The organism is Caulobacter sp. AVps16, assembly GCF_058681455.1.
Map to the genome: position 1 here is coordinate 2,281,345 of NZ_CM178739.1, position 26,090 is coordinate 2,307,434.

General features: G+C 65.2%; 23 protein-coding genes and 1 tRNA gene. 12 read left to right on the forward strand and 12 right to left on the reverse strand.

Translation table 11 applies throughout. From position 1 onward, the window contains the following. Window positions 1–50: 50 nt before the first annotated feature. The 5 genes from ACW17U_RS10985 to glmU form a co-directional block, all read right to left on the reverse strand. Entirely contained in the window at window positions 51–1,430 is a 1,380-nt protein-coding gene (locus ACW17U_RS10985) for a class II 3-deoxy-7-phosphoheptulonate synthase (protein WP_062145411.1), read from the reverse strand. A 128-nt stretch (window positions 1,431–1,558) separates the two neighbouring features. Then, on the reverse strand, window positions 1,559–2,758 hold the full coding sequence (locus ACW17U_RS10990; protein ID WP_492052429.1) for an O-antigen ligase family protein: 1,200 nt from the start codon (window positions 2,756–2,758) through the stop codon (window positions 1,559–1,561). Further along, entirely contained in the window at window positions 2,755–4,149 is a 1,395-nt protein-coding gene (gene gor / locus ACW17U_RS10995; protein ID WP_492052430.1) for a glutathione-disulfide reductase, read from the reverse strand. Before gor ends, ACW17U_RS10990 begins: the two co-directional genes overlap by 4 nt. A gap of 46 nt (window positions 4,150–4,195) precedes the next feature. After that, window positions 4,196–4,876, reverse strand: a complete 681-nt coding sequence (rpiA, locus tag ACW17U_RS11000) for a ribose-5-phosphate isomerase RpiA (RefSeq protein WP_492052431.1) — start codon at window positions 4,874–4,876, stop codon at window positions 4,196–4,198. After that, the gene (gene glmU, locus ACW17U_RS11005; RefSeq protein WP_492052432.1) at window positions 4,873–6,258 is read right to left on the reverse strand and encodes a bifunctional UDP-N-acetylglucosamine diphosphorylase/glucosamine-1-phosphate N-acetyltransferase GlmU; all 1,386 of its coding nucleotides are present in this window, start codon (window positions 6,256–6,258) and stop codon (window positions 4,873–4,875) included. Before glmU ends, rpiA begins: the two co-directional genes overlap by 4 nt. Before the next feature lie 69 nt (window positions 6,259–6,327). On the opposite strand from glmU, the gene ACW17U_RS11010 reads away from it, so the two are divergent. The 5 genes from ACW17U_RS11010 to ACW17U_RS11030 all read left to right on the forward strand — a co-directional run bounded on the left by ACW17U_RS11010 (window position 6,328) and on the right by ACW17U_RS11030 (window position 9,982). Next, window positions 6,328–7,041, forward strand: a complete 714-nt coding sequence (locus tag ACW17U_RS11010; protein WP_492052433.1) for an HAD-IA family hydrolase — start codon at window positions 6,328–6,330, stop codon at window positions 7,039–7,041. Window positions 7,042–7,111: 70 nt separating this feature from the next. Then, a tRNA-Val gene (locus ACW17U_RS11015) sits at window positions 7,112–7,186 on the forward strand. 112 nt (window positions 7,187–7,298) lie between these two features. Further along, on the forward strand, window positions 7,299–8,162 hold the full coding sequence (locus ACW17U_RS11020; RefSeq protein ID WP_062145397.1) for a dienelactone hydrolase family protein: 864 nt from the start codon (window positions 7,299–7,301) through the stop codon (window positions 8,160–8,162). Between the two features lie 98 nt (window positions 8,163–8,260). Beyond that, window positions 8,261–9,202, forward strand: coding sequence for a formylglycine-generating enzyme family protein (locus tag ACW17U_RS11025; RefSeq protein WP_492052434.1), 942 nt, complete (start codon window positions 8,261–8,263; stop codon window positions 9,200–9,202). 66 nt (window positions 9,203–9,268) lie between these two features. Further along, a complete protein-coding gene (locus ACW17U_RS11030; RefSeq protein ID WP_492052435.1) occupies window positions 9,269–9,982 on the forward strand; it encodes a helix-turn-helix transcriptional regulator in 714 nt (237 codons plus the stop codon). On the opposite strand, the gene ACW17U_RS11035 is transcribed toward ACW17U_RS11030, so the two are convergent. The 3 genes from ACW17U_RS11035 to ACW17U_RS11045 all read right to left on the reverse strand — a co-directional run bounded on the left by ACW17U_RS11035 (window position 9,979) and on the right by ACW17U_RS11045 (window position 13,113). Then, entirely contained in the window at window positions 9,979–10,950 is a 972-nt protein-coding gene (locus ACW17U_RS11035) for an alpha/beta hydrolase (protein WP_492052436.1), read from the reverse strand. The genes ACW17U_RS11030 and ACW17U_RS11035 overlap by 4 nt on opposite strands. Before the next feature lie 79 nt (window positions 10,951–11,029). Then, the gene (locus ACW17U_RS11040; protein WP_492052437.1) at window positions 11,030–11,836 is read right to left on the reverse strand and encodes a TrmH family RNA methyltransferase; all 807 of its coding nucleotides are present in this window, start codon (window positions 11,834–11,836) and stop codon (window positions 11,030–11,032) included. Between the two features lie 20 nt (window positions 11,837–11,856). Then, complete coding sequence (locus ACW17U_RS11045; protein ID WP_492052438.1) at window positions 11,857–13,113, reverse strand: MFS transporter; 1,257 nt, start codon at window positions 13,111–13,113, stop codon at window positions 11,857–11,859. Window positions 13,114–13,317: 204 nt separating this feature from the next. Between ACW17U_RS11045 and ACW17U_RS11050 the strand changes: the two genes are divergently transcribed. Next, entirely contained in the window at window positions 13,318–14,376 is a 1,059-nt protein-coding gene (locus tag ACW17U_RS11050; RefSeq protein ID WP_062145387.1) for a LacI family DNA-binding transcriptional regulator, read from the forward strand. Between the two features lie 130 nt (window positions 14,377–14,506). Here the strand turns inward: ACW17U_RS11050 and ACW17U_RS11055 are convergent, their stop codons facing one another. After that, window positions 14,507–16,045 (reverse strand): globin-coupled sensor protein, encoded by a 1,539-nt coding sequence (locus ACW17U_RS11055; protein WP_062145386.1) that lies wholly within the window; start codon window positions 16,043–16,045, stop codon window positions 14,507–14,509. Window positions 16,046–16,268: 223 nt separating this feature from the next. Between ACW17U_RS11055 and ACW17U_RS11060 the strand changes: the two genes are divergently transcribed. The 4 genes from ACW17U_RS11060 to ACW17U_RS11075 are packed head-to-tail and all read left to right on the forward strand — an operon-like array spanning window position 16,269 to window position 19,793. Next, entirely contained in the window at window positions 16,269–17,384 is a 1,116-nt protein-coding gene (locus ACW17U_RS11060; protein ID WP_492052439.1) for an ABC transporter permease, read from the forward strand. Beyond that, window positions 17,381–18,226: an ABC transporter ATP-binding protein gene (locus ACW17U_RS11065; RefSeq protein ID WP_492052440.1), complete on the forward strand. Its 846-nt coding sequence runs from the start codon at window positions 17,381–17,383 to the stop codon at window positions 18,224–18,226. Before ACW17U_RS11060 ends, ACW17U_RS11065 begins: the two co-directional genes overlap by 4 nt. Continuing rightward, the gene (locus ACW17U_RS11070; protein ID WP_062145380.1) at window positions 18,226–19,164 is read left to right on the forward strand and encodes an MlaD family protein; all 939 of its coding nucleotides are present in this window, start codon (window positions 18,226–18,228) and stop codon (window positions 19,162–19,164) included. The genes ACW17U_RS11065 and ACW17U_RS11070 overlap by 1 nt, the downstream gene beginning before the upstream one ends. Further along, window positions 19,161–19,793, forward strand: a complete 633-nt coding sequence (locus ACW17U_RS11075) for an ABC-type transport auxiliary lipoprotein family protein (protein ID WP_062145379.1) — start codon at window positions 19,161–19,163, stop codon at window positions 19,791–19,793. Before ACW17U_RS11070 ends, ACW17U_RS11075 begins: the two co-directional genes overlap by 4 nt. Window positions 19,794–19,839: 46 nt before the next feature. On the opposite strand, the gene ACW17U_RS11080 is transcribed toward ACW17U_RS11075, so the two are convergent. Continuing rightward, a complete protein-coding gene (locus tag ACW17U_RS11080; RefSeq protein ID WP_492052441.1) occupies window positions 19,840–20,604 on the reverse strand; it encodes an NUDIX hydrolase in 765 nt (254 codons plus the stop codon). Between the two features lie 76 nt (window positions 20,605–20,680). After that, complete coding sequence (gene spbR, locus ACW17U_RS11085; protein WP_492052442.1) at window positions 20,681–21,814, reverse strand: pole-localized protein SpbR; 1,134 nt, start codon at window positions 21,812–21,814, stop codon at window positions 20,681–20,683. A 160-nt stretch (window positions 21,815–21,974) separates the two neighbouring features. On the opposite strand from spbR, the gene ACW17U_RS11090 reads away from it, so the two are divergent. Continuing rightward, on the forward strand, window positions 21,975–23,774 hold the full coding sequence (locus tag ACW17U_RS11090) for a hybrid sensor histidine kinase/response regulator (protein WP_492055723.1): 1,800 nt from the start codon (window positions 21,975–21,977) through the stop codon (window positions 23,772–23,774). A gap of 93 nt (window positions 23,775–23,867) precedes the next feature. Beyond that, window positions 23,868–25,055, forward strand: a complete 1,188-nt coding sequence (locus tag ACW17U_RS11095) for a CaiB/BaiF CoA transferase family protein (RefSeq protein ID WP_492052443.1) — start codon at window positions 23,868–23,870, stop codon at window positions 25,053–25,055. Here the strand turns inward: ACW17U_RS11095 and ACW17U_RS11100 are convergent. Further along, window positions 25,045–25,911, reverse strand: coding sequence for a lytic transglycosylase domain-containing protein (locus ACW17U_RS11100; RefSeq protein ID WP_492052444.1), 867 nt, complete (start codon window positions 25,909–25,911; stop codon window positions 25,045–25,047). The genes ACW17U_RS11095 and ACW17U_RS11100 overlap by 11 nt on opposite strands. Window positions 25,912–26,090: the final 179 nt, after the last annotated feature.

The following is a 26,090-nucleotide window of genomic DNA, read 5'->3' on the forward strand; positions in this document are numbered from 1 at the left end:
AGGAGGCTATACCCGTGACAGATCCTGCGCCAGTCGGGACAGGTGTTGCGTCAGGCCGTGGCGCGGCTGCGTTGGTCGTCCCGCGCGGTTTTCAGCTTCTCGGCGACCAGGAAGGCCAGTTCGAGCGCCTGTTCGCCATTCAGGCGCGGATCACAGTGGGTGTGGTAGCGGTCGGCGAGATCGCCCTCCCCCACCGCCCGCGCGCCGCCAAGGCACTCGGTAACGTTCTGACCGGTCATCTCCAGGTGAACGCCACCGGGGTGGACGCCCTCGGCATTGGCGATCTCGACGAACGACTTCACCTCCGAAAGGATACGGTCGAACGGCCGGGTCTTGTAGCCCGTCGAGGCCTTCAGCGTGTTGCCGTGCATCGGATCGGTGGCCCAGACCACCGAACGGCCCGCAGCCTTGGTCGCCTTCATCAGACGCGGCAGCCGGTCGGCGATCTTGTCCGATCCGAAGCGGCCGTACAGCGTCAGGCGGCCCGGCTCGTTGTGCGGGTTCAGCACGTCGATCAGACGCAGAAGATCATCGCCTTCCATGGTCGGGCCGCACTTGAGGCCAATCGGGTTCTTGACGCCGCGCATGAACTCTATGTGCGCGCCGTCGAGCTGACGGGTGCGTTCGCCGATCCACAGCAGGTGCGCGCTGGTGTCGTACCAATCGCCCGAGGTGGAATCGACGCGGGTCATGGCTTCCTCGAAGCCCAGCAGCAGGGCCTCATGGCTGGTGAAGAACTCGACCTGATGCAGTCCGGGATGGCTTTCCGGCGTCACGCCGATGGCGGCCATGAAGGCCAGGCTCTCGCTGATCTTCTCGCTCAGCTCACGATAGCGCGCGCCCTGAGGACTGTCGCCGACAAAGCCCAGGGTCCAGCGGTGGATATTGTGCAGGTCGGCATAGCCGCCATTGGCGAAGGCGCGCAGCAGGTTCAGGGTCGAAGCCGATTGGCCATAGGCCTTCAGCAAACGATCGGGATCGGGCGCGCGTTCTTCGGCCGTGAAGTCCATGCCGTTGATGTTGTCGCCGCGATAGGACGGCAGGGTCACGTCGCCGATGGTTTCGATCGGCTCTGAGCGCGGCTTGGCAAACTGGCCGGCGATCCGTCCCACCTTCACCACCGGCTTGCCGCCCGCGAAGGTCAGGACCACCGCCATCTGCAGGATCAGGCGGAAGGTGTCGCGGATGTTGTCGGCGTGGAACTCCTTGAAGCTCTCGGCGCAGTCACCGCCTTGCAGCAAAAAGGCTCGCCCCTCGGCCACGTCGCCCAGCAGGCTCTTCAGGCGGCGCGCCTCGCCGGCAAAGACCAGCGGCGGCATCTGGCGAAGCGTCTGCTCGACCCGTTCCACAGCGCCCGCATCCGGATAGTCGGACGGGATGTGCTTGGCGGGTTTTGCTCTCCAGGTGGCGGGGGTCCAACGCGAGGTCATGACTGGCTCTATAACTTCAAAGGGAGCGGCTTTTACCGCAGCTGCAGGGAAAAGGCAAAATCATGCGGCAGATCGGCGCTTTTTGACGAGAGGGAGGAAAGTTCATCCTGACCTCTGGCGCGACGGCTTCAATCCTTGCGCGAGATATCGAAAGCGATGACCGTCAAAGCCCCGAGCGCCAGCCACCACTCCTGCCAGACACCGAAACTCAGGCCGCCGATGGTCAGATAGGTGACCAGAGCGCCGGCGGCGATCGCCCCATCCTCGCGAGACTCTCCGGTCAGGCCGACAATGCGATAGGCCACCCAGCTGAAGAAAATCCCGCCGAGGGCCGCGCCGATTGCGCCGAGCTCAAGCCAGAGCTGCATGGAAGCATTGTGGGTATGCAACGGAATGGCGGCGCCGAAGGTCCGGCTTGCGTCAAGTCCCCATCCCCGAATGGCGTGGGTCTGAACATGATCGGCCGTGAAGGCCCAGATATCCAGCCGGGCGTCCCAGGATCTTGGCACATGGCGATGCAGCCAGTTCACCAGTCCGGAATGCACGCCCCACAACAGCATCACCGGTCCGAGCACGAATGGCGCGGCGACGGCGGGGACCAGCAGTCTAGCGGCCATCTTGCCGTAAAGCTTGACCGCGCCGAAGGCTACGAAACCAAAGACCAGAGCCGCCCAGCTGGCATCTGCACTCAGCGCCAGTGACCCGATGATCACAGCGCCCAGGAGAACAAAGGCTGCGGGTGTCCAACCCCGACCGCTCATGATCCGGGCCGTGGGCCAGAACAGCAATGCCAGGGCATAGGTGGCGATCGACACCTTCACCACAGCCAGGTCAGGGCGGATCGGATCGTGGATGACCGTCCTCAGCCACTGGTAGAAGGACGCGCCACTAATTCCGTCCAGGGCGACCAACAGGGCCAGGGCCAGAACGCCAATGGCCAGAACGGTTGCGACGCGACGCGCGGACGGTTCGGATAGTCCGCGCAAGGCCGCGATGGCCGATCCGTAGAGCGCCAGCTGAAACAGCAGCTTCAAACCCGTGACGGACTCAAGGGCGTCACCGTCCTTCAGATCGCCCGGATTCGGTGCCCCCGGACTCCAGGCCAGGCTGACAAGCGCCCAGATTACCAGAACCAATAGCGCCATGGCCGGAGGCGAAGCCGGCCGGGGACGCGCCAGACCCGGTATGGCCAGCAGTCCACACAGGGCCAGGAGAGGGGCAAAGCCCAGCGGCGCGAGATAACCGACGAGCGGAACCAGCGCGATGGTGAACACCGCGACAGCGCAAAGCCAGGTCGTTCTACGCTCCGCGCCGGCGACAGGCCTCATCCCGCGCCAACATCCACAGGAGCGTACTTTTCCTTCAGGGTGACCAACTCCTCCGCCAGGGTCGGATGCACCGCACAGGTGGAATCCCACTGAGCCTTGGTAACCCCCATCTTCACGGCAATGGCAGCCATCTGGATGATCTCGGGCGAGTCGGGCCCCACAACGTGTACGCCGACCACCTTCTGGTCATCCTGCTTGACCACCAACTTGATCAGGCAGCGCTCCTGGCCGCCATAAAAGGTCACCTTCATGGCCCGGAAAACGGATCGATAGATGTCGACCTTGCCGAAGGCGTGACGCGCTTCGGCCTCGCTCATCCCGACCACCCCGACCGGCGGCTGTGAGAAGACCGCCGAGGCGACGAGCTCGTGATCGAAACTGGTCGGGTTGTCATAGAACTCGGTCTGGGCGAAGGCCGCGCCCTCGCGGATCGCGACCGGCGTCAGATTGATCCGGTCCGTGACGTCGCCCACCGCCCAGATGCTGTCGACACTGGTTCGGGAGTGCCGATCCACAGCGATCGCGCCCTTGTCGTTCAGCGCCACGCCCGCCTTGTCCAGACCCAGGCCGTCCACATAGGGCTCACGGCCTGTCGCGAACATCACGGCATCGGTCTCGAAACGCAGATCATTGCTGAGCGTGCTGACCAGACCGGACTCGGTCTGCTCGATCCGCGCATGCGAACACCCCAGGACCACCTTGATGCCGCGCTTCTCGAGCTCCTCGGCCAGATGCGACCGCACGTCGTCATCGAAGCCGCGCAGGATATTGGCACCGCGGTAGAGCAGCGTGGTCTCAACGCCCAGGCCGTTAAAGATGCCCGCGAACTCGACGGCAATATAGCCGCCACCGACGACCAGCACCCGCTTGGGCAGGGTGGGCAGGTGAAAAGCCTCATCCGAGGTGATGCCGAGCTCCGCCCCCGGAAAATCGGGCTTCACCGGACGACCACCGGTCGCAATCAGGATTTTCGCTGCCGTGTAGCGCCCTGCGTCAGGGCTGCCCTCCTTGGGAAGAACTTCAACGGTATGGGCATCGATCAGCCGCGCCTTGCCGTGCAGAAGATGCGCGCCGGCCTTCTGCAGATTGCTGACATAGATACCCGACAGGCGGGCAATCTCGACGTCCTTGGCCTGAAGGAAGGTCGGCCAGTCAAAGACGTGGTCGCCGATCGTCCAGCCATAGCCTTGGGCGGTCTTCAGCTGGGTCGAGACCTCGCTGGCATAGACCATGAACTTCTTGGGCACGCAGCCGCGGATCACACAGGTGCCGCCGACCCGGTACTCCTCGGCCACTGCGACCTTGGCACCCGAGAGCGAGGCCAGGCGGGCCGCACGGACGCCACCGGAACCGGCACCGATGACGAACAGGTCGAAGTCATAATCCGCCATCGCTGGCTCCTGAGAAACGGGAAAACAAGGCGCTCTATCTAGGCGCTCAGGGCGTCAGGCGCACCACGCCCGCATCGGTTCCCAGAAGGGCTTCGTCCGCGAGGTCGAGAAACAGCCCATGATCAACGACGCCGGTGACGGCCTTCAGGGCTGCCGCCAGGCCCGCCGGCTCATCGATCCGTCCGGAGGCCATGTCGTAGATCAGATTTCCGCCGTCGGTAACGACCACCCCGCGATCAGCCATGCGCAGCCGCGGCGGCGGGAGCTCGAATTCCGCCGCGATATCGGCCAGCCTCTGCCCCGTATGGACATGGCCAAAGCGAACCACCTCGATCGGCAGAGGAAACTTGCCCAGAACGGTCACATGCTTGGCCGCGTCGGCGATGACCACGCAGCGCCTGGAGGCTTCCCAGACCAGCTTCTCGCGCAGCAGGGCCGCGCCGCCGCCCTTGATCAGGGAAAGGCCAGGACCGATCTCGTCTGCACCGTCGACGGTCAGATCGACCGCCTTCACGTCATCGAGCGCGGCCAGGGCGATGCCCAGTTCGCGCGCCAGATTGGCCGTGGCGTCCGAAGTCGGAACGCCGCGAATGTCGAGCTTGCGGACCGCCAGGGCCTTCACGAACCAGGCTGCTGTCGAGCCCGTGCCAAGGCCGACGACCATGCCACTTTCAACCAGTTCGGCGGCGGCCTCGCCCGCCTGGCGCTTTTGATCGTCCGCGCTCATTTGCTGTCCTTTTTGGCGGCCTTGGCTTTTTTGGCCAGCTTCACGGCCCGGAAGTCCGTTGCCCAATCGCTCTTGGTCTTCTGATCACTCCGGGCGATGGCCAGGGCCCCCATGGGCACATCCTTGGTGATCACCGATCCGGACCCCGTCATCGCCCCATCGCCGATGCGCACGGGTGCCACAAGCGCGCTGTTGGAGCCGATAAAGGCCCCGGCCCCCACATGGGTCTCGAACTTGTCGAAGCCGTCATAGTTACAGAAGATCGTCCCGGCCCCGATATTGGCCTTCTCGCCCACCGTGCCGTCACCCAGATAGCTGAGGTGGTTGGCCTTGGCTCCGGCACCGACCTTGACCTTCTTGACCTCGACGAAGTTGCCGATGTGGGCCTCGGCCCCGATTTCAGCCCCAGGCCGCAGGCGGGCATAGGGACCGATCAGGGCCGCCTCGCCCACGATCGCGCCCTCAAGATGACTGAAGGCCTTGATTACCGCACCGGTGGCAACGCTGACGCCGGGGCCGAAGACCACGAAAGGCTCCACCGTGACGCCCGGGGCGATCTGCGTGTCCCACGCCAGATGCACGGTGTCCGGAGCCGGCAGGGTGACCCCTTCAACCATGAGGGCCAGGCGACGACGCTTCTGCCAGACGGCCTCCGCAGCCGCCAGCTCGGCCTGGGAATTGACGCCCTGCACTGAAGCCTCGGCCGCAAAGGCTGCGCGGGTCGACAGTTCGCGCCCATGCGCAATGCCGACGACGTCGGTCAGATAGTATTCCTTGTTGGCATTGTCGTTGCCGACCTGACCCAGAATATCGAACAGCAGGGCCCGGTCTGCGGCGAGAACGCCCGAATTGCAGTGCTTGACCTGACGGACACTGTCGTCCGCGTCCTTGGCCTCGACGATGCGCAGCAGCACATGGCCCGGGGCCAGGATCAGTCGGCCATAGGCTCCAGGATCTGCTGCCTCGAAGCCCAGGACAGCCACATCGGCCCCTGACGCCCTGAGGTCGAACAGGGGCGAGATCACCGGCGCGGTGACCAGTGGACAGTCGGCGAAGGTCACCACGACATCGCCGTCAAAATCGGCCAGGGCTTCCTTGGCCGCCAGGACGGCGTGGCCGGTCCCCATCGGCGGATCCTGGATAACCACCGCCGCCTCGCCCAGGCGCTTGCGGGCATGGACCCCCACGGCAGGGCTATGGGCCCCGACCACGACGACGATCCGTGCGCAGCCCAGGGATTCAGCGGCATCGATGGCGTGATCCAGCAGGGTCCGCCCCGCAACCTTGTGCAGGACCTTGGGAATGGGGGATTTCATCCGGGTTCCCTGGCCAGCGGCAAGGATCACGGCAGCCCGCGGGCGACTCGGAACGGATATGGTCATGGTCCTGGCGACTCTCTAGGAACGAACCAAAGTTGCATTAGGCGGCCGTTTAGCCGAAAGGCCAGATCAATGCATGACCTTCAAGCCCTGAACGGCACCACGATCGCCTTCGACCTCGACGGAACGCTCGTCGATACCGCACCGGACCTGGTCGGCGCGCTCAACACGATTCTGGTCGAAGAGGGCCTGCCGCCCCTGCCCTTCGATGCCGTGCGGCTGATGGTCGGTCGCGGGGCCAGGGCCCTGCTCGAGCGCGGCTTCGCCGCCGCAGGCCAGCCGCTCGACGCTGAGTCAGCGCCGAAACTCGTCGAACGCTTCATCGCCGTCTATCTGGACCGCATCGCCCTGGAGAGTGCGCCCTTCCCTGGCGTGGTCGAGGTTCTCGGCCAACTGCGCGGCGCCGGTGCGCGACTGGTGGTCTGTACCAACAAGCTGACCAAGCTCTCGATCGCCCTACTGGACGCCCTGGCCCTGACATCCGCCTTTGACGCGGTGATCGGCGCTGACCTGTCGCCTGCGGCCAAACCCGACCCGATCCATGTCCTGACGGCCATCAAGGCCGTGGGCGGCGATCCCCGCCGCGCGGTGATGGTCGGGGACAGCATCAATGACGCCCTGGCCGCCAATCGGGCGCAGGTTCCCGCCCTGCTGGTCAGTTTCGGCTATACGGAAGAGCCTGTTGAGACCCTGGGCGGCGACCGGATCATCCACAGCTTTTTCGATGTGCCCCAAGCCTGTATCGCACTTCTGGCCTCTTGCCCCCGGCCGAACGCCGGGCTATAGGCCCGTCCCTCTCGCGGATCGGTCGTCCGGCCCGGCGAGAACGGTTCATCCGAACCGCCCGAAACGGTTAGGTCGCGTAGCTCAGCGGGAGAGCGCCTGCTTCACACGCAGGATGTCACAGGTTCAATCCCTGTCGCGACCACCATTTTTCGGCCGCACCCGACCTTCCGGCCCGAACTTCCGCTCGCAGCCTCTTCCCTGAACGCGATTTCGCGGCGACAGTCCCGGCCTGTTTCCAGCCATCGCGAGGATAGGCCATGTGCGACGATGATATCCATCAGGGCCTGACCCACGACCCCACCGTCTCCCGCCGGGCCTTCGGTCTGATGACCGTTCTGGCCGCCGGGCTTGGCAGCGCGGCCCATGCGGGCGCGCCGGTCGTGGAAAAGGACGTCGAGATCAAGACCCCCGACGGCGTGGCAGATGCCGCGCTTTACTATCCAGAGGGCAAGGGCTCGTGGCCGGCTGTGGTCGTATGGCCTGACGTCGTCAGCCTGAGGCCCGCTTTCCGGGAGATGGGACGCCGCCTGGCGTCCGAAGGCTATGTGGTGCTGGTTCCCAACCTCTATTACCGGGTCAAGAAGGCCCCGGTGGTCGAGAGCGGGTTCAACTTCTCCAATCCCGACGACCGCGCCAAGATCATGCCGATGCGGGCGACCGTGACTCCGGAAGGCACCGATCGCGACGCGACCGCCTATATCGCCTTCCTCGACGCCCTGCCCCAGACCAACAAGAAGAAGAAGGTCGGCACCCAGGGCTATTGCATGGGCGGTCCCCTGGCCTTCCGCACCGCCGGCATTTCGCCGACCCGGGTCGCGGCTGTGGCCAGCTTCCACGGCGGTGGCCTGGTCACCGAGGCTCCGACCAGCCCGCACCTGACCCTGCCCATCAGCAAGGCCGAATATCTGATCGCGGTCGCTGACAATGACGACAAGCGCGATCCGGCCGACAAGGAAAAGCTGAAGGCGGCGCTCGACGCCGCCAAGCGGCCCAGCAAGGTCGAGGTCTATGCCGGGGCGGCGCACGGTTGGACCGTCAGGGGCAGCCAGGTCTATGACGAGCCTGCGGCGGAAAAGGCCTGGGCAGAGCTACTGGCGCTCTACAAGCGCACCCTGGGCTGAAATTCGGGCCGCGCCGGCACTGGCGCGGCCCTTTTCCGCAGCGAAAATAGTGGCACGTCAGGTGACAACAACCCTCGTCACGACCTAGAACGGCGGCCATGACCCAAGCGCATCTCGATGGCATGGTCGCCCTGGCCGGCGGTGTATTCCAGATGGGCTCGAATGAGCACTATCCGGAGGAGGCCCCGGCCCATGCCGTGGAGGTCGACCCGTTCTGGATCGACCAAACCCCCGTGACCAATGCCCAGTTCGCCCGGTTCGTCTCCGAGACCGGCCATGTGACCCTGGCTGAAATCCCTCCGGACCCACGGCTCTATCCGGGCATGGACCCGGCCTTTGCCCAACCGGCCTCAGCTGTCTTTGTCAAACCAGACCGCCTGATCGATCCTCGCCTGGGTGGTGGGGAATGGTGGCAGCTGATCCTTGAGGCCCGCTGGAACCAGCCGCTCGGCTTGGGCAGCTCGATCGCGGGGCTCGAAGACCATCCGGTGGTGCACGTCAGCTTTGATGATGCGGCCGCCTATGCGGCCTGGGCCGGAAAGTCCCTGCCCACCGAGGCCGAATGGGAGTTCGCCGCCCGCGGCGGCTTGGACGGTGCGGCCTATGCCTGGGGTGACCAACTGGCACCGGGCGGGACCATGCTGGCCAATTACTGGCAAGGGACCTTTCCCGGCGAGAACCTCATGACCGACGGCTATGAGCGGACCTCGCCAGTGGGAACCTTCCCCCCCAATGGCCATGGGCTCTTCGACATGATCGGCAATGTCTGGGAATGGACCACGGACTGGTGGGCCGACCGGCATGCCGATAGCCCGACCCGGCCCTGCTGCGCGCCGCGAAATCCGCGCGGCCCCGCCCGCAGTGGCAGTCACGATCGCCATCAGCCTGGTCCCGCCATCCCCCGCCGGGTGCTGAAGGGCGGATCGCACCTCTGCGCCGAGAACTATTGCCGGCGCTATCGCCCGGCCGCGCGCCATCCCCAGCCGATCGACACCACGACCAGCCATATCGGCTTCCGCTGCGTGGTCCGGTCCGCCTGAGGCGTCTCGCTAAGGCCCCACCCTGCTGCCATCATGCTGTCAGCAGACCTCAGCCAGGGTGGGCCCATGAGACGCGCCGAACGCCTGTTCCAGATCATCCAGATCCTGCGGCGGAGCCATGCCCCCGTTACGGCTGACGCGATCGCCACCGAGCTCGAGACCTCCAAGCGCAGCGTTTATCGCGACATCGCCGCCCTGGTCGGCCAGAGGGCGCCGATCCGTGGCGAGGCCGGGGTAGGCTATGTCCTTGAGGCCGGTTTCGACATGCCGCCCCTGATGCTGACGCCCGATGAAATCGAGGCCGCCGTATTGGGAGCCCAATGGGTGGCCGGGCGTGGCGATCCCGTGCTGGCCAAGGCCGCCCGCGACCTGATCAGCAAGATCGCCGCGGCGGTGCCCGAACGCTTGCGACCCTATGTCCTTGAGCCCGCAACCGGTGCCGCGCCGGCCTGGAACGCCGCGCCGGATGGGCTGGACATCGCCCAGACCCGCGCCTGGATCCATGCCGGCCGCAAGATCCGACTGAGCTATCGCGATGAAGGGGGCGCCGTCAGCGAGCGGATCATCTGGCCCGTCTCCGTGGCCTACCGCGAAACCGTCCGCATGCTGATTGGATGGTGCGAGCTTCGCAAGGACTTCCGAACCTTTCGCACCGATCGGGTGGTCAATGCGACCTTCCTCGAGGATCGGCACGGCCAGCGTCCCGGCCGATTGCGCGGGCTTTGGCAAAAGCATCTTGAGGTCCAACACGCCGCCTGGGCTCGCAAGGGTCTCGACTAAAGTCCGTGCTGGCGGGCGAAACCTGTAAACAGGTCCGGCCAGGCGGCGACGGGCTTGCCGGCGATGAAGCGCAGCCCAAAGCCGTGTCCGCCTTCGTTGAAAACATGCATCTCGGTTGGAATTCCCCTGGCCTTCAGGCTCGCAAACATCAGCAGGGTATTCTCGACCGGGACCGACTTGTCATCGACGGCATGGAGCAGAAAGACCGGCGGCGCGTCGGCACCAACCTGCCGGTCGGGCGAATAGAGCTGGATCTGCTCGGGTGTCGGGTTCGCCCCCAGGAGTTGCCTGCGGGAGCCGGCGTGCACCGACGGTGCCGCCATGGTGATGACGGGATAGATCAGGGCCGACAGATCCGGTCGAGCCGACAGATCGTCCACCGCATCGATCCGGTCATAGACCCTGGCTGAGAACCGGGTGGTCAGGCTGGCGGCCACATGGCCGCCGGCGGAAAAGCCCATGATCGCGATGCGGTTTGCGCTGAAGCCCAGGGCGGCGGCACGGGAGCGCACCAGCCTCAGACCACGCTGGGCATCCTGCAAGGGCACATCGGGACCCGCGCTCCAGCCATCACCGGGCAGACGATAGAACAGGACAAAACAGGTGTAGCCGCGATCTGCCAGCCAGCGGGCGGTCTCATAGCCCTCCTTGTCCATGACGACCCGTTCGTACCCGCCGCCCGGTATCAGCATCACTGCCGCACCGTTGGGTGTCTTCGGGCGGAACACGGCCAGGGCCGGCTTGCGGATATGGGTCAGGGCCCTGTCGCGAAGCCCCTTGGGATCACCACGCTCAAGGACGGTCTCAACCGCCGTTACCGCTTCCGCACCCGGCGGAGCGGCAGGCCAGAGTTCGATAGTCTCGGCGGGATCAGCCATGGGCACAGCCTCTGCTCTCGCTCCCGACCCCAGTCCGAGCGCCAGCAGGCTGGCAGCGACGGTGGCCAGGGCACCACGACGATGGAACATGGAGAGAGCCTTCCGGCGAACTGAAGGTCATTCGATCCTCAAGCTTAGGGCCGCAATTCCGATTCAGGAAACCGGTTTCCTACGGCTGGGCGAAGCGAAGATGGTGCAGGACGATCCCGCTCGTGGTCGCCACATTGAGGGAATCGAAGCCGCCCGCCATCGGAACGCCGATCGGCCGTGCCCGCGCGATGAGTTCAGCCGAGAGACCAGGGCCCTCCGCGCCGAGCAGAACCGCCGAGCGCAAGGGCGGCCTTAGCCGCGCCAGGATCTCGGGCGCGGCAGGTGACAGCGCCAGGGCCTCGAAACCATGGCGTTCGAGGAGTCCGGCGACATCCTCGTCCTGGGCCAGCCAGGCCGTGGGAACACTCAGCGTGGCCCCGACCGAGACCCGTATGGCCTTGCGATACAGCGGATCGCAGCACGCGCTGTCGAGGATCACGCCGCCGACGCCGAAGGCGGCAGCATTGCGGAAAATGCCGCCGATATTGTCGTGATTGGCGATGCCACACAGCACCAGCACTACAGTCGCCCCCGGCAGTCCGGCCAACAGGTGATCCGCAGAGACCGGTTCCGGCTTCTGGCCGACCGCCAGCACGCCGCGATGCAGATGGAAGCCTGCGACCCGGTCGAGCACAGCCTGCTCGACCAGATAGACCGGCACCTCGTCCGGCAAGGCCGCAAAGACCTCGGCCAGTTTGTCCTGTCGCTTGGGATCGACCAGCAGCGACTTCACCCGCCCTGGCGCATCTCGGACAAAGGCTCTCAGGACCGTCTCGCCCTCGGCGATGAACAGGCCCTGCCGTCCCACCAGGTCCCGTTCGCGGATGTCACGATAGGCCGCGACGCGGGGATCATCCGGATCAGCGACGGTGATGAACTGGGGCACGGGGCGAACTTCCGGAAGGCTTATCGAACGCCTCGTATCGGCAGGATCGCCAGGCCGCCAGCCATGGCAAGCAGGGCTGCGACGATAAAGAAGGCCCGGAAGTCCATATGGCTGGGGCCCAATGCAACAACGGCCAGCATGGGGGCCAGAGCCTGGGGCAAGGTATTGGCCAGGTTCAATACCCCCAGATCCTTGCCGGCGTCTCGCTGCGACGGCAGCACCTGGGTGACCAGGGCAATATCCACCGCGTAGAAGCAGCCTGCGCCGCAACCCAACAGGACATAGGCTGCCAGCATGACGGGCCAGCTGGGTGTCAGCGAGAAGATCAGCATCGCCAGACCGATGGTCAGGGCGGCACCGGCGGCAAACAGTTTTCGCCGCTTCAGGCGATCCGACAAGATCCCGCCCAGCAGGGCAAAAGTGACATTGGAGACCGTTGAGACCGTAGTGAGAATCGCCAGGCCTTCCTCGGCCCGATGGCCCGGAAACAGGCGCGAATAGCCCAGCGCGTCCTGCAGAAAATAGAGCATGTAGCCCTGCACGAGGCTGAGGGCGACCAGCACGAGGAACCGGCCCAGCCATGCAAAGGCAAAGTCTGGATGCCGTCGCGGATCAACCCAGAGGGCGGCGATAAAGGCTCCCAACCGGAATGGTGGCCGGGCGTCCGCTGCCAATGGTTTGTCGTCCAGGGCCAACACGAAGGGGGCCAGGGTCAGCAGCAGTACCAGGGCGATAGCGATATAGCGCGTCAGTTCGGTGACCAGCAGCCCGCCGATCAGGACCGCACCGGCCATGGTCCCAATCGGATTGCCCAGACTGAGAAAAGCGGCCACCCGCCCCTTCTGCGCATCCGGCACCCGATCCGGCAAAACGGCGACCAGGGCCGAGAACATCAGGTTGAAGGTCAACTGAAAGAGAAGGACGCCTCCGATCAGGGCCAGGGGCGTCCTGGCCGACATGATCAGCAGATAGGCCCCGGCCGCGCCCAGGGCTCCAACCACCATCCAGGGCTTGCGGCGGCCAAATCGGGAGGTCGTGCGATCGCTGATCGCACCGGCCAGAAGATTGGCAATACTGGCCACCAGAGCACCGTAAAAGGCCACTTGGCTTAGCAGCAAGGCCTTGTTCGCCGGATCGATGGCCTCCGCCTTCAGGGGCAGCAGCACCTGCAACAAAGGCATGAAACTGACAAAGGCGCCGATCTGCGCCAGGGTATAGGCGGCAATGAAACCGGGCCTGACCGGTATGGCCGGCCGGGCGTCGTCGCTTGGCGACATAGACATCCTCCCCCGCGCGGTCTGCGCCGCGTCAGGGTCTAGACTGGCCTTCCCGCCCCGATGACACAAGGCCGCCGGGACGCCCCCCTCCAATGATCAGATGCCCCGGGGATTTTTCTCACGGCGGGCATCGCTCCATCGACGAGAAATGCACTAGGCTGGCCGCATGGATTTGAGACTCATTCAGCAAGGCAAGGCGGGTCCATGGCGTCGGTGACGATCTATGACGTCGCCGCGCGCGCCGGCGTCTCCATCAAGACCGTCTCCCGGGTCATGAACAAGGAGCCCAATGTCCGCCCGGCGATGCGCGATCGTGTCCTGGAGGCGGCCAGCGCTCTGGATTACAGCCCCAACCTGTCGGCACGCAGCCTGGCGGGTTCGCGTTCGTTCGTGATCGCCGTATTCGTTGATGCGGCCCTGACGATCGACCACTGGCGCAGCGAGCGGGGCGCTGACTATCTCAGCCGAATCCAGCTGGGGGCCACGCTACAGTGCCGCGACGCCGGATATCACCTACTGATCGAGCTGATCGATCATGACGCGCCGCGAGTTCGCCAGGAAGTCGCCGCCCTGCTGGCGGCCCTGAAGCCCGACGGGGTCATCCTGACCCCGCCCAGTTCCGACAACGAGACTGTTCTCGAGCTGCTCGACAAGGCCGGTACACCCTATGTGCGCCTCGGGCCTGAACGCCCGGATGGTGTCGGCCCCCGCGTGCACATGGATGATTTCGCCGCCGCGAGCGAGATGACGCTTCACCTGGCCAGGCTGGGCCATCGCCGGATCGGCTTCATCATCGGCGAGCCGCGTTATGGGGCCAGCCAGGCCCGACACAACGGCTATCGCGACGCCATGATGCAACTGGCCCTGCCGGTCGCCGACAGCTGGGTTCGGCAGGGCGATTTCACCTTCCAGTCGGGACTGGACCAGGCCAAGGCTCTGCTGAGCCTGCCGGATCGACCGACTGCGATCTTCGCCAGCAACGATGACATGGCTCTAGGCTGTCTGGCCGCAGCGGCAGAACTTGGCCTTATGGTGCCCGGCGAGGTTTCAGTGGCGGGCTTCGACGACAGTCCCAGTGCTCGCTTCAGCCGGCCGCAGTTGACCACCGTGCGTCAGCCGGTCGTGGAGATGGCCGCCCTGGCCACACGGCTTCTGATTTCAGGCGAGATAAAAGGCGCGGCCTCCAAGCGCGAGCCGGTGGACGAACTGCTGCCCTTTGAACTGATCCATCGCGCCTCAACGGCTCCGCCGCCTGCGCCGTAGAGCGTTTTCCAATGGGTCTGAAACGGTTACCAGAAAACGCTCTAAGCTTATGAATTAGAACCTTTTTTGGCCCGACCACTCTGGATTCATATGATCGGAAAGGGCTCCAGGCGCAGGGCGACAGCTTGGCTCAGCGCCCGGGTCGGGCGAAGGCCGCGACCCGGGCCCGAGCGGCGTGCACCGGATTGTCACTGACCACCGGCTCAGCCTGGAACGCGCCTCCGGTTCGGAACGCGCCGACTCGGTTGGCCAGATCTGCGGCCTCAATGCGCAGGGTCTGAGTCGACTGGCTGGACTGGTGGACCATGGCAGCATTGCGCTGGGTGACCTGATCCAGCTGGTTTACCGCCGTATTGACCTGAGTCAGGGCCGAGGCCTGTTCGTTGGCCGAGGCCGCGATCTGGTTGATCAGGCTGTCAATCCCCCCGACCTTGTCGACAATGCCGCGCAGGGCCGCTCCGGTCTGGCCGACCAGGTCGACGCCTTCGCCAACCTGGCGGCTGGACTCGGCGATCAGCGACTTGATTTCCTTGGCGGCGTCAGCCGAGCGCTGGGCCAGGGCCCGCACTTCCTGGGCGACCACGGCAAAGCCGCGACCGGCGTCACCCGCCCGGGCCGCCTCGACCCCGGCATTGAGCGCCAGAAGATTGGTCTGGAAGGCGATCTCATCGATCACGCCGAGGATCTGCGAGACCTGATTGGAGGAGCTCTCGATCTTGGTCATCGCCTCGGCAGCCCGCGTCACCACGGCACCGGAACGTTCGGCCTCCGCGCTGGCCTCGCCGACCCGAACCGACACTTCCCGGGCGCTCTGTGCGGTCTTGCTGACCGTGGCGGTCAGTTGATCCACCGCAGCGGCCGTCTGTTCCAGGGTCGCGGCCTGATGCTCGGTCCGCTTGGCCAGGTCATCCGCATCCCGGGCGATGTCGTCAGCGCCCGCCCGGATGCCCGAGGTCGCGCGCTCAACCGCCTTCATGGCCTCGCCGAGGGCGCTGGCGGCATGGTCGAAATCGCTCTTCAGGGTCTGGAATTCGGGCGACAGGACGCCGTCCACCCTGGCGGAAAGATCACCGGCGGCCAGGCGCGCCAGAGCGTCGCCAATGGCCTTCACGGCCTGGGCCTGCGTCTTGGCCGCCAAGTCGCGCTCCGCCTCAAGCGCCGCGCGCTCCTCGTCGATCGCTGCCAGATAGCTGGAAATCGCCAGCTCCATGTCCAGGAAGACAGCCTTGTTCAGGGCCACCAGACTGTCAGCCAGTTCCGCATCAGACTTGGCGCTGGCGAACAGGGCCTTGGCCCGCTTGGTGACGATGGCGCGAACCAGCTCCTCGGACACCACGGCATAGCCGCCCATGTACCAGCGCGGCTCCAGACCTGCGCCGACATGGGCCCGCCCGATCCGCTCGACGTCGTGAACATAGTCGGGTCCGTAGTCCGCCGTGGCCAGGCGACGCCAATGGTTGGCCTGAGCGCGTTCAGCGCCGGCAATATGGCCTTCATCGCGAAACTTGCTGCGGGTTTCGGGAAAGGCCCGCACCTGATTGTAGAACTTGCCCAGCGCGCCGGAGATCTCAGACTCGATTAACGGTCGCAGCGCCCGCAAGGCCGCCCGGTCTCGCTCGTCGAAACGCATGAACGACATGCGCTGGTCTAGCTTGGGGTTCGCGCTCATGCCGTTAGCTCCGACTCGAAAGTTACGCTCCCAGAGGTGCCCGCAATTTGTTAACCATGATTGAAGCCTGACGCGAATGTCCTACTTGTCGCACCATCAGGCTGGTTGCAGGCGCTTTGCTGGAAACCTCCTCACGATTGCAACGAGCTGAACCGTGCCGCGTTTGGGGCTATTCGGGTCCTTTGCTAGGCTTGAGTTATCGACAAGGGATCTGATCGACTGCATGGCCGTTCCAGCGGAATTCACCTTTGACGAGGCGGGCGGCAAGCGCACCGTCGTGCTGTCAGGGGACTGGACGGCCCGGGGCCTGTTTGACGCCGCCGGCCGACTGGCGGACGCCCTGCACGGCTCCGATGGAGTCTGCCTCGACCTGAGCCAGATCAATCGCTGCGATACAGCCGGTGCCTATGCGATCATTCGGGCCGCAGACGGCCGCAGATCGGCGGGCATCATCACGGCCCGCAAGGAAACCCTGCGACTGCTCGAGCTGGTCGGCAATGCGGTGCAGGTCGAAGCCGAGGTGACGCGCCGCCCGCCCGGCATCGTGGCCCTGCTTGAACGCATCGGCCGGGGCATGTTCGGCCTGGCGGCCGATGGTTACGGCACGCTGGTCTTTTTGGGCCATTTACTGACGGCCATCGGCCGCTCCGTCGTCAATCCGCGCCGAATCCGCTGGGCACCGATCATTTCCCTGGCGGAGCGTGCAGGCCTGGACGCCATTCCCATCGTTGCGACGACGACCTTTTTCATCGGGGCCGTCGTGGCCCTGCTGGGCGCGAACATGCTCATCGACTTCGGGGCCCAGGTCTATTCCGTCGAACTGATCGGCATTTCGGTGCTGCGGGAGTTCAACATCCTGATCACCGCCATCCTGCTGGCCGGACGCTCGGCATCCAGTTTTGCCGCCGAGATCGGGTCGATGAAGATGAACCAGGAAATCGACGCCATGCAGGTCATGGGCGTAGATCCGTACGAGGCCCTGGTCCTGCCGCGCTTTGCCGCCCTGCTGCTGACCATCCCCTTGCTGACCTTCATCGCCACCCTGGCGGGTCTGGCGGGCGGGATGCTGGTCGTCTGGATGGTGCTCGACATTTCGCCAAGCTTCTTTCTGCAGCGCATTGTCGACTATGTGGGCCCCACCCATTTCTGGATCGGCATGTCCAAGGCGCCGGTGATGGCCATGGTTATCGCGGCCATCGGTTGCCGCCAGGGCATGGAGGTCGGCAACGACGTCGAATCCCTGGGAAGGCGGGTGACGTCCGCCGTGGTTCACGCCATCTTCGCCATCATCCTGATCGATGCGGTCTTCGCCCTGCTCTACATGAAACTGGACATATGACCTTCGAGCGCCCTCAGGAGATCGCCGTCCGGCCGGAGGTCGATGACGAACAGAACCCGATCCGGATTCAGGGCCTGGTGTCCCGGTTTGGCGACACTGTGGTTCATGACGGTCTGAACCTGACAGTAAAACGCGGCGAGATCCTGGGCGTGGTCGGCGGATCCGGGTCCGGAAAGTCGGTCCTGCTGAACAGCATTATCGGCCTGAAAGTGCCCGACGGCGGCACGGTCAAGCTGTTCGGTCACGACATGCTCACGGCCAACCGACGCCGCTGGAGTTCGGTCGAGCGGCGCTGGGGCGTTCTGTTTCAGCAAGGCGCACTGTTCTCGAACCTAACCGTGCGGGAGAATGTCGCCGCCCCGTTGTTGGAGCACACGGAACTGCCCAGGCGCGAGATCGAGGAACTGGCCGATCTGAAGATCGCGCTCTCGGGCCTCCCGGCCCGCGCCGCAGACCTGAAGCCGGCTGAACTCTCGGGCGGCATGCGCAAGCGCGCCGGCCTGGCTCGCGCCCTGGCGCTGGATCCGGAACTGCTCTTCCTCGACGAGCCCACAGCGGGCCTCGACCCGATCGGCGCAGCGGCCTTCGATGACCTGCTCAAGGACCTGTCCGACAGCCTCGACCTGACCGTCTTCATGATTACCCACGACCTCGACACCCTCTATGCGATCACGGATCGCGTAGCGGTCATCGCCGACAAGACGGTCGTGGCGGTGGCCCCGGTACGAGAGCTCGAGCATTCGGACCATCCGTGGATCAAGGAATACTTCCTGGGACCACGAGGACGAGCAGCCGCCGGCATGGCAGGCTCGGCCCAGACCCCTCCGACAAGGACCAGCTGATGGAAAGAAATGCCAACTACGCCCTGGTCGGCGCGGTGACCCTTCTGCTCTTCATGGGGCTTGTGGTTTTTGTAGTCTGGCTGGCCAAGCTCAGCTTCAACCAGGAATACGACGAGTACGACATTCTGTTCGTCGGCCCAGTGCGCGGCCTCTCGGAAGGCGGCGAGGTGCATTTCAACGGCATCAAGGTCGGCGAGGTCGCCAAGATCGCCCTCGACAAGAGCGATCCCAACCGCGTCATCGCCCGCGCGCGGGTCACCTCTGACGTGCCGATCAAGACCGACAGCTATGCGACGCTTGAGCCGCAGGGGATCACGGGCGTCAACTATGTCCAGATCACCGCAGGAACGCCGGACAAGAAGCTGCTGAAAGACACCGTGGAGAACGGCAAGGTTCCCGTGATCCGCAGCCAGCGCAGCGCCCTGTCCGACCTGCTGGAGGGCGGTGGCACCGTGCTGACCCGCACCATTGAGGCGCTGGACCGGGTCAATCGCGTCCTGTCGGATGACAACATCAAGACCTTCACCGCTGCGCTTGATGACGTTCAGGCCGTCACCGCCGAGGTCCGCGAACGCAAGGCCATAATCGCTGACGCCCAGAAGGCGCTGCAGAGCATTGATGCGACGGCCCAGTCGATCACGGAACTCTCCAAATCCACGGAGAGTGTCGTCAATGGCGATGCCAAGCGTTCGCTGGCCGAACTCGCGTCTGCGGCAGCTGAGCTGAAAAGTGCCACCAAGGACGCGCGCAGCATGATCTCCAAGCTGGAGGGGCCAACCAGCGACTTCGCCAGCACGGGTCTGCCTCAGTTGTCGGCGGCCATTGTCACCCTGCAATCGGCAGCCGAGTCACTCGACCGGCTGGTGGGCGACGTCGAACAAAACCCACGCGGCCTTGTCGGCAAGGCACCCGCCAAGGAACTGGAGGTCAAGCCTTGAACCCGATCCGCTCCCTCTCGCGCGCCGTCGCCCTCGCGGCGGCCGCCGTGGCCCTGACAGGATGCATCACCCTGCTGCCCGAGGCCGATCCTGTTGGGCTGTATCGCTTCGGTGTTACGCCGGCTCCCGCCTCCAAGGGAGAGCCCTCCACCCTGTTTGGTGTCTTCAAGACGCCGACGGTCTTCACCCGCGCTGCCGCTGGCGACCGCATCTTGACCATCACCCAGGGCGAGGCGGCCTATATCGCCGGGGCACGTTGGGTGTCACCGGCCAGTATCCTGTTCGATGAAGCCGTCGCCCGCGCCTTTGAGGCCGACGCAGGCCGTGCGCGACTGATCGGCAGGGGCGAGGTCGCCAAGGCGGATCTCGTCCTCAGACTGGAAGTGCTTTCGTTCGAGGCCGTCTATGTCAACGGTCCGAAGGCGGCGCCTGAAGTGCTCGTCCAGGTCCGCAGTGTGCTCAGTCGTAACAGTGACCGGACCCTGGTCGGGGATCAGGTCTTCGAGGCCCGCGTCAAGGCTTCAAGCAATCGCGTCAGCACCATTGTCGAGGCCTATGACAGCGCCACGGCCAAGGTGCTGAACGAGCTTACCGACTGGGTCAGCGCATCCGGCGCATCCGTGAAGTAGGCCGCGCCGGAGGCCGCCGGGGCTTTGCCCCGGCGCTGGATGGCTCCTAGAGCGCGGAAAGCGGTTCGATCACGTCGCCATAGCCGGCATGGGCCGGAATACGGAGCCCCTGCCCGTCTACCCAGGGCTCGACCGTGACCAGTGGCCGGTCCCGGGAGCGTGCAATGGCCTCGCCCGGGCTTGCACTCTCGGCCAGCAACTGCAGGTTCATGCGGGTCGGAAAGATAACCTTGCGTGTTCCGGCAGCGGCCATCTCCAGCGCCTGGGCGGGGGCGATCCATTCCGCATCGACCGCCTCGTGGCCGTCACAGATCGCCTGCTGGGCCCCGGGCGCATGCGCGGCATAGAACCAGGTATCAAATCGCTTGGGCATCAGCTTGGGTGTGATCCAGCGGGCGAAGATGGTCAGGGCCGCCAGATCCAGCTTCAGGCCCAGGTCCGCTACCACCTCGATGAAGGGCAGCCGATCCTCGGCCACTGCCGCCCGCACCTCTACGGCCGCCTCACCTTCGTAGAAGGTGCCGCCGCCGTCGCGGGCCAGCAGCACGCCGGCCTCCTCATAGGCTTCGCGGATGGCGGCAATGCGCAGGGCCGAACCGTCCTCGCCGACGGCCTCCCAGCCTGTGGCCAGGTCACGCCAGCGCGGATCCTCATCACCGCCGTGGCTCTTGCCGCCCGGAAAGACGAGCGCGCCCGCCGCGAAATCGATCTGATGATGGCGCTTGACCATCAAGACCTCGAAGTCGGGGGCATCTCGAAGCAGCAGTACGGTGGCCGCCGGGCGGATCAATTCAGGCGAAGACTCTGACATCGCATGAGATTGGCGCGGTTAGGGCCGCTTGCCCAGACAAGTTTGGAACAAGCGTTTGGTTTTCTGCACCGAGGGCTCAGCCCGTGGCGGCATGCTGCTGCCGCGCGAAGCGATCCATGCGCTCCAGAAGGTAATCCGAATCCTCGCGCGCAATCGTCTGTGGCGAGGTCAGGAAGCGCTGGATCATGTGTTCCTGGAAACGCTCGCGGTCCTGGCTGCGCCCGTCAAACTCCATGGCGTGGAAGGCGTCGACCCCCGCACGGAAGGCAGCGTAGAGGCGTGACGGCAGACCGGCACGCTCACAGATGGCCTTCAGGCCCAACTGGCCTGCGTCATGGATCATCAACCAGGTGCGGTGATGCGGCACGCCCGCCAACTCGGCGACGGCCCATTCAAAAAAGGTCATGTGGCCATGGGCCAGGGCGCGCAGCAGCAGAGACGGGGTCAGACGCTCCACGCGGTTCAGATGCTGGACGAAGGCCTTGGGATCGGCGGCGCGTCCGGCCTGATCGACCAGATCGATTGTCGCCCGTTCCTTGGCCCCCACGACCAGTTCCAGCACCCGCTCGGGTGACAGGGCATGATGGCTGAGAATGTGGTCGCGAAGCTGGTCACCGACCATGTCGATCAGGCGCTCGCTGACCGCCAGCGGCAGGGTCGAACGATAGGCGACAGCCTGCAGCACCTGCTCGGACTTGGAAAACCGGTCCAGAGCCTTCTGCAGCGCGAGGTCCGAAAACCGCGCATTGTCATTGGCGCAGACGACGGCGACGGCTTCTTCGGTTCCGGACTCGATCAGGACCGACGTGACCCGGGTCGAGAGCTTGGGACGCTTGGCCACCGCCATCTGACGCGCGGCTCCGCCCATGCGAACGATCTCGGCGAGGTCGTTGTCCGAGAAGACCGGCGAAAAGGTGATGATCGGCAGAGCGATGCTTTCGACATCGCGCGCCAGGCGGATGGCGACATCCGGCGGCAAGGCCGGAGAATTCTTCAGCGTGACCGCCATGGCGCGGCGCACCAGTTCGGCGGCGTCGGTGGCCATGACCCGCAGGATGTCGTGAGCGACCTGGCGCTCATCGTCAGCCAGGTCGGCGCGGTCGATCGTCCGACACAGTTTGTGGGCCGCAAGGGCGCGCTCGTCAGCCGTCGCGCCCTTCACGAGCATGCGGATATCGTTGTTGGTCAGTGCCGCGCGGGTGGTGGCCATGGGAGGTTCGCCGAACCAGAGGAATGCAGGTTACCCCTACCATGGCGCGTTAGGCTTAATGATTGTTTGAACCTTGAAGCTGTGGATTAACGATACCCCGTAACCTCGCGCAAACCGTGATCCCCTAGGCTTCGCACTCAACAGCTGAGGAATGCGATCCTTGTTCGCCGAGCGCCGCCCTTCTGAGCCCCCGATGCGCGGCGTGAACCTCGCCATGGCGCTGGACGCCCAGACGGCGCTTCTCCCTTATGCACTTGGCGTTTTCGCCATCAGCCTGCCCATCTTTGTCTGGGTCGGATCGTTTGCCGACGACGCCCTCTGGATGGCCGCCACACTGGTGGTGTTCGCCATCAACTGGGGGGCCTTCTATGCGGCGGTGAGCTGGCTGCGCGGCGATGCGTCGCAAGATCTTAAGCGACGGGCCCGCGTTCAGTTGCTGGGCGGCCTGCTTTGGGCGGTCAGCGTTGTCCAGATCTCCGCCTTTGCCCATGCCGCCGGTCCGGTGCGAGAGACCCTTTTGCTGCTCGCAACGGCGGCGGCCGTGATGTGCATCTTCTTCTCGGCGACATCGCTTTCGGCCCTTCTGTTGACCGCGCCCATTGCCGCTGCAGGCCCCTTGATTGCGCTGTTCTCCAAACCGGAAAGTCGCCATGCCGGCGTCATGGCCTGGGGCGCGATCGCCCTGACCCTGGCCCTGACCTTGGTGCTCAACCGGATGATCCGTCGCCAGCACGCCCTGGCCGAAGTGCACGAACAGCTGATCGAGGAACGCCTGGCCGTTCTCGACGCAGCCGAACGGACAGCGCGGTCGAAGTCCGACATCGTCGCCACGCTGAGCCATGAAATCCGCAACGGCCTGACCGGTGTCACCCACGTCCTGGCCGCGGCGGCCGGCAAGGGTGGCCGCGCTGCGCCGTCCCGTGAACAGCTCAATGCCGCTCTCGATGCTGCTCAGGACCTGATCGCGGTCCTGAATGCCACGCTCGACTCAGAGACGGCAGAGTCGGGTCGCCTGGCCGTGGAAACCCAGCCCTTCGAGCCGGTGAAACTGCTCCGCGATGTTGTGCTGCTGGAGCGCCCGCATGCCCTGCTCAAGGGTCTGGAGTTGGCCGTCCATGTGGACCCCCTGCTCGAACGCAGCGAGCAGGGCGCGGTGTTGGCCGATGTGATGCGCACCCGGCAGATCATGGCCAACCTCCTGGGCAATGCGATCAAGTACACCGTTCGCGGTCGTATAGAGGTCCGCATCGAGCGACGCGGTGAGCTCGTGGCCATTGAGGTGGCCGACACAGGTCCGGGCCTGACGGCCGAAGAACTGGACTACGCCTTCGAGCCCTTCCGTCGCGTGGAGCGTACAGGCGCCGGCATCAACGGAGCCGGGCTGGGTCTTTCCCTGTCACGGCAGCTGGCACGCCTGATGGGCGGTGCACTCGAGGCCCGTAGCGCGGTCGGGGTCGGCAGTTGCTTCACCTTGACCCTGCCCTTCGACGAAAACCAGGCCTCCTTGCTGGAGACTAGCGACGACGCCGCGCTAGCGGGCGATGGACCGGGCACGCCGCGCAGCCTGCGGATTCTGATCGCCGAGGACGACGCCCTGAACGCCGCCATGCTGCGCGCCATCCTCGAGCAACTCGGCCATCAGGTCGTCCATGCCCAGAACGGCCAGCGCGCGGCCGACCTGGCCCGAATTGCCGAGTTCGATCTGCTGATGCTCGACGGCCACATGCCGATTCTGGACGGTCCCGGGGCCGCAGCTGCCGTGCGCGCCATGGACGGACGCAATCGCGACATCCCGATCATCGCCGTGATCGATGGAGACGCCGACGAGGCACGCGCCTGTACAGAGGCCGGCGCGGACCTTGTTCTGCGCAAACCGGTCGCCGTGGCCGGCGTGGCCCGTGCCGTCGCCGACGCTTCGGCCCTTCCCCGCCTGACACTCTCCGGCAAGGCCGCCGCCTAGACCTGCTGGCTCCGGCTGCCGCCGGGTAAGCCTTCCAACATCCCGTTCCCTCGCCCACAGTGCCCGCAACGACAAGAAAAGCGGGAGGATGCGATGCTGGAAGGACTCCGGGTCGTCGAACTGGCCACCTATATTGCTGCGCCGGGCGCGGCGGGGATCATGGCCGACTGGGGCGCCGATGTAATCAAGGTGGAATCGCCCGAGGGCGATCCCATGCGGCGCTTCTTCGACACCATCGCATCGCAACAGGATGCCAATCCGGTCTTCGAACTCGACAATCGGGGCAAGCGGGCCGTTGTGCTCGACATCCGCTCCGATGCGGGACGCGAGGCTATGAAAGCCCTGGTCGCCACGGCAGATGTCTTTCTGACCAATGTCCGGCCCGGCGCACTCTCACGGGCCGGCCTGGACCATGAGACCCTAAGGTCGCTCAATCCGCGCCTGATCTATTGCAGCCTGACCGGCTACGGCCTCGAAGGACCGGACGCCGACAAGGCCGGCATGGACGTGGCCGCCTTCTGGTCGCGGGCGGGGGTCGGATCAATTACCGCGCCGAAGGGCGCAGAACCCTTTCCCATTCGCACAGGCATGGGCGACCACGTCACCTCTCTGGCGACCGTCTCGGCCATCCTGGCCGCCGTATTCGAGCGGCAGACTACGGGCGTGGGGCGGCTGGTCGAGACATCACTGCTGCGCTCTGGCGTCTATGCCATTGGATCGGACATGGCGATCCAGCTGCGCTTTGGGAAACTGGCCTCGACGCGAGGTCGACGCGAGGCCATTCAGCCCCTGGCCAACTTTTTCAAGACCCGGGACGATCGCTGGATCTGCCTGCTGCCGCGTCAGGGTTCGACGGACTGGGCGCGTATCGCCGAGGCCGCCGGCAAGCCCGAACTGGTGGACGACCCTCGCTTTGCATCGGCCAAGTCACGGCGTGAAAACACGGCCGCCCTGGTCGATCTGCTGGATGCAGCCTTTGGGGCCATGGACTATGTTGACGTCGCGGCCGCGCTCGATGCTGGCGACCTGACCTGGGCACCGTATCAGACACCCCGGGAACTGGTAAGCGATCCGCAGGCTGAATCGGCCGGCTGCTTTGTCGATACACCTGACGGTAACGGCGGGACCTTCCGGGCCCCGGCCGGGCCGGCGCGCTTTCCCGGTGCGCAGGATGGACCGCGCGGTCCTGCCCCGAAGCTTGGAGCGGACACAGCGGCTGTCTTCCGGGAACTGGGCTGGACCGAGGACCGCATTGCGGCCCTGACCGGACTTACCGATTAAGCCGGCTGTTGTCCCTGGCCTCGGCCAGGACGCGCAGCATCTCGCTGGAGAACATCGAGCTGGCCAGACGCTGGCCCGAGCCTGTGCCTGATCCGGTACCGAGGCTGCCGAAGGTGCTGTCGGCACCCTGCGGCCCGCGCAGGATCAGTTCGACCACGGCCTCCTGCTGGTGGAGCCGCTCGAGGCGACGCCCGCTGGCGTACTGAACAAAGCCCTGATCGACGTCCGAATCCCTGGAGGGATCGACAGCGCGGCTGAGCCCGCCCGTCTTGGTAAGATTGGCATAGACTTCGCCCACCGTGGCGGCACGGCCGTCGCGATAGAAGATCGAGCGATTGGCTTGGGCTGCATCCGGGAACATCGAGGCTGCGCTCGCACCGGGAGTCTTGTTGGCCGCCTCGATCAGGCGCGCCGAGCCCTGGGGACCGAGGAAGTGGGCTGCATAAAGTTCGCCCGCAGTCGGCGTGCGCCCAACCCGACCGCGCAGATAGGACGCATGGTCGGAGGCCAGTTCGCCCGCCATGAGCGAAGCCGCGTGAGGATCCATCTTCAGGGCCAGGACCGCCTTGCGGGCCTCATCCCCGGCGACCCGAAACCGGCCATCGGGCCCTTGGGAGATCAGATCCGCATAGCGGGCATAGCCATATTTTGAGCCATGCTTTTTCAGCGTGCCGAGCCAGGTCTGGTCAACAAACTGGAACAGGCCAGAGGCTGACGAGGTCCTCGCCCGGGCGGACGGATTGTAGCCGCTCTCGCGCTTGGCGGTGCCCATCAGGAAGGTGAAATCAACCCCGGTCGCGCTGGACGCGCGCTGGATCGCCGACTCGACAACGCTGCGGATGGATTGGACAGCCATGGGACCATGCCTGAACGATCATGGTTAATCAGCGATTAACCTCGTTTACCTGGCGTGCCTTCCGCGCAATCTGCCGCACCTCGGACGCCGGTGAAAATTACAGACGTACAAATTATCGGCGATAGATTACGATTGTCAATTTACAGCCGATACAAGCCATGATGATGTGAACTTACAGT

Coding starts and splice junctions, on each gene's coding strand:
- ACW17U_RS10985 (WP_062145411.1), bottom strand. CDS start 1,430: ATGACCTCGCGTTGGACCCCCGCCACCTGGAGAGCAAAACCCGCCAAG.
- ACW17U_RS10990 (WP_492052429.1), bottom strand. CDS start 2,758: ATGAGGCCTGTCGCCGGCGCGGAGCGTAGAACGACCTGGCTTTGCGCT.
- gor (WP_492052430.1), bottom strand. CDS start 4,149: ATGGCGGATTATGACTTCGACCTGTTCGTCATCGGTGCCGGTTCCGGT.
- rpiA (WP_492052431.1), bottom strand. CDS start 4,876: ATGAGCGCGGACGATCAAAAGCGCCAGGCGGGCGAGGCCGCCGCCGAA.
- glmU (WP_492052432.1), bottom strand. CDS start 6,258: ATGACCATATCCGTTCCGAGTCGCCCGCGGGCTGCCGTGATCCTTGCC.
- ACW17U_RS11010 (WP_492052433.1), top strand. CDS start 6,328: ATGCATGACCTTCAAGCCCTGAACGGCACCACGATCGCCTTCGACCTC.
- ACW17U_RS11020 (WP_062145397.1), top strand. CDS start 7,299: ATGTGCGACGATGATATCCATCAGGGCCTGACCCACGACCCCACCGTC.
- ACW17U_RS11025 (WP_492052434.1), top strand. CDS start 8,261: ATGACCCAAGCGCATCTCGATGGCATGGTCGCCCTGGCCGGCGGTGTA.
- ACW17U_RS11030 (WP_492052435.1), top strand. CDS start 9,269: ATGAGACGCGCCGAACGCCTGTTCCAGATCATCCAGATCCTGCGGCGG.
- ACW17U_RS11035 (WP_492052436.1), bottom strand. CDS start 10,950: ATGTTCCATCGTCGTGGTGCCCTGGCCACCGTCGCTGCCAGCCTGCTG.
- ACW17U_RS11045 (WP_492052438.1), bottom strand. CDS start 13,113: ATGTCGCCAAGCGACGACGCCCGGCCGGCCATACCGGTCAGGCCCGGT.
- ACW17U_RS11050 (WP_062145387.1), top strand. CDS start 13,318: ATGGCGTCGGTGACGATCTATGACGTCGCCGCGCGCGCCGGCGTCTCC.
- ACW17U_RS11055 (WP_062145386.1), bottom strand. CDS start 16,045: ATGAGCGCGAACCCCAAGCTAGACCAGCGCATGTCGTTCATGCGTTTC.
- ACW17U_RS11060 (WP_492052439.1), top strand. CDS start 16,269: ATGGCCGTTCCAGCGGAATTCACCTTTGACGAGGCGGGCGGCAAGCGC.
- ACW17U_RS11065 (WP_492052440.1), top strand. CDS start 17,381: ATGACCTTCGAGCGCCCTCAGGAGATCGCCGTCCGGCCGGAGGTCGAT.
- ACW17U_RS11070 (WP_062145380.1), top strand. CDS start 18,226: ATGGAAAGAAATGCCAACTACGCCCTGGTCGGCGCGGTGACCCTTCTG.
- ACW17U_RS11080 (WP_492052441.1), bottom strand. CDS start 20,604: ATGTCAGAGTCTTCGCCTGAATTGATCCGCCCGGCGGCCACCGTACTG.
- spbR (WP_492052442.1), bottom strand. CDS start 21,814: ATGGCCACCACCCGCGCGGCACTGACCAACAACGATATCCGCATGCTC.
- ACW17U_RS11095 (WP_492052443.1), top strand. CDS start 23,868: ATGCTGGAAGGACTCCGGGTCGTCGAACTGGCCACCTATATTGCTGCG.
- ACW17U_RS11100 (WP_492052444.1), bottom strand. CDS start 25,911: ATGGCTGTCCAATCCATCCGCAGCGTTGTCGAGTCGGCGATCCAGCGC.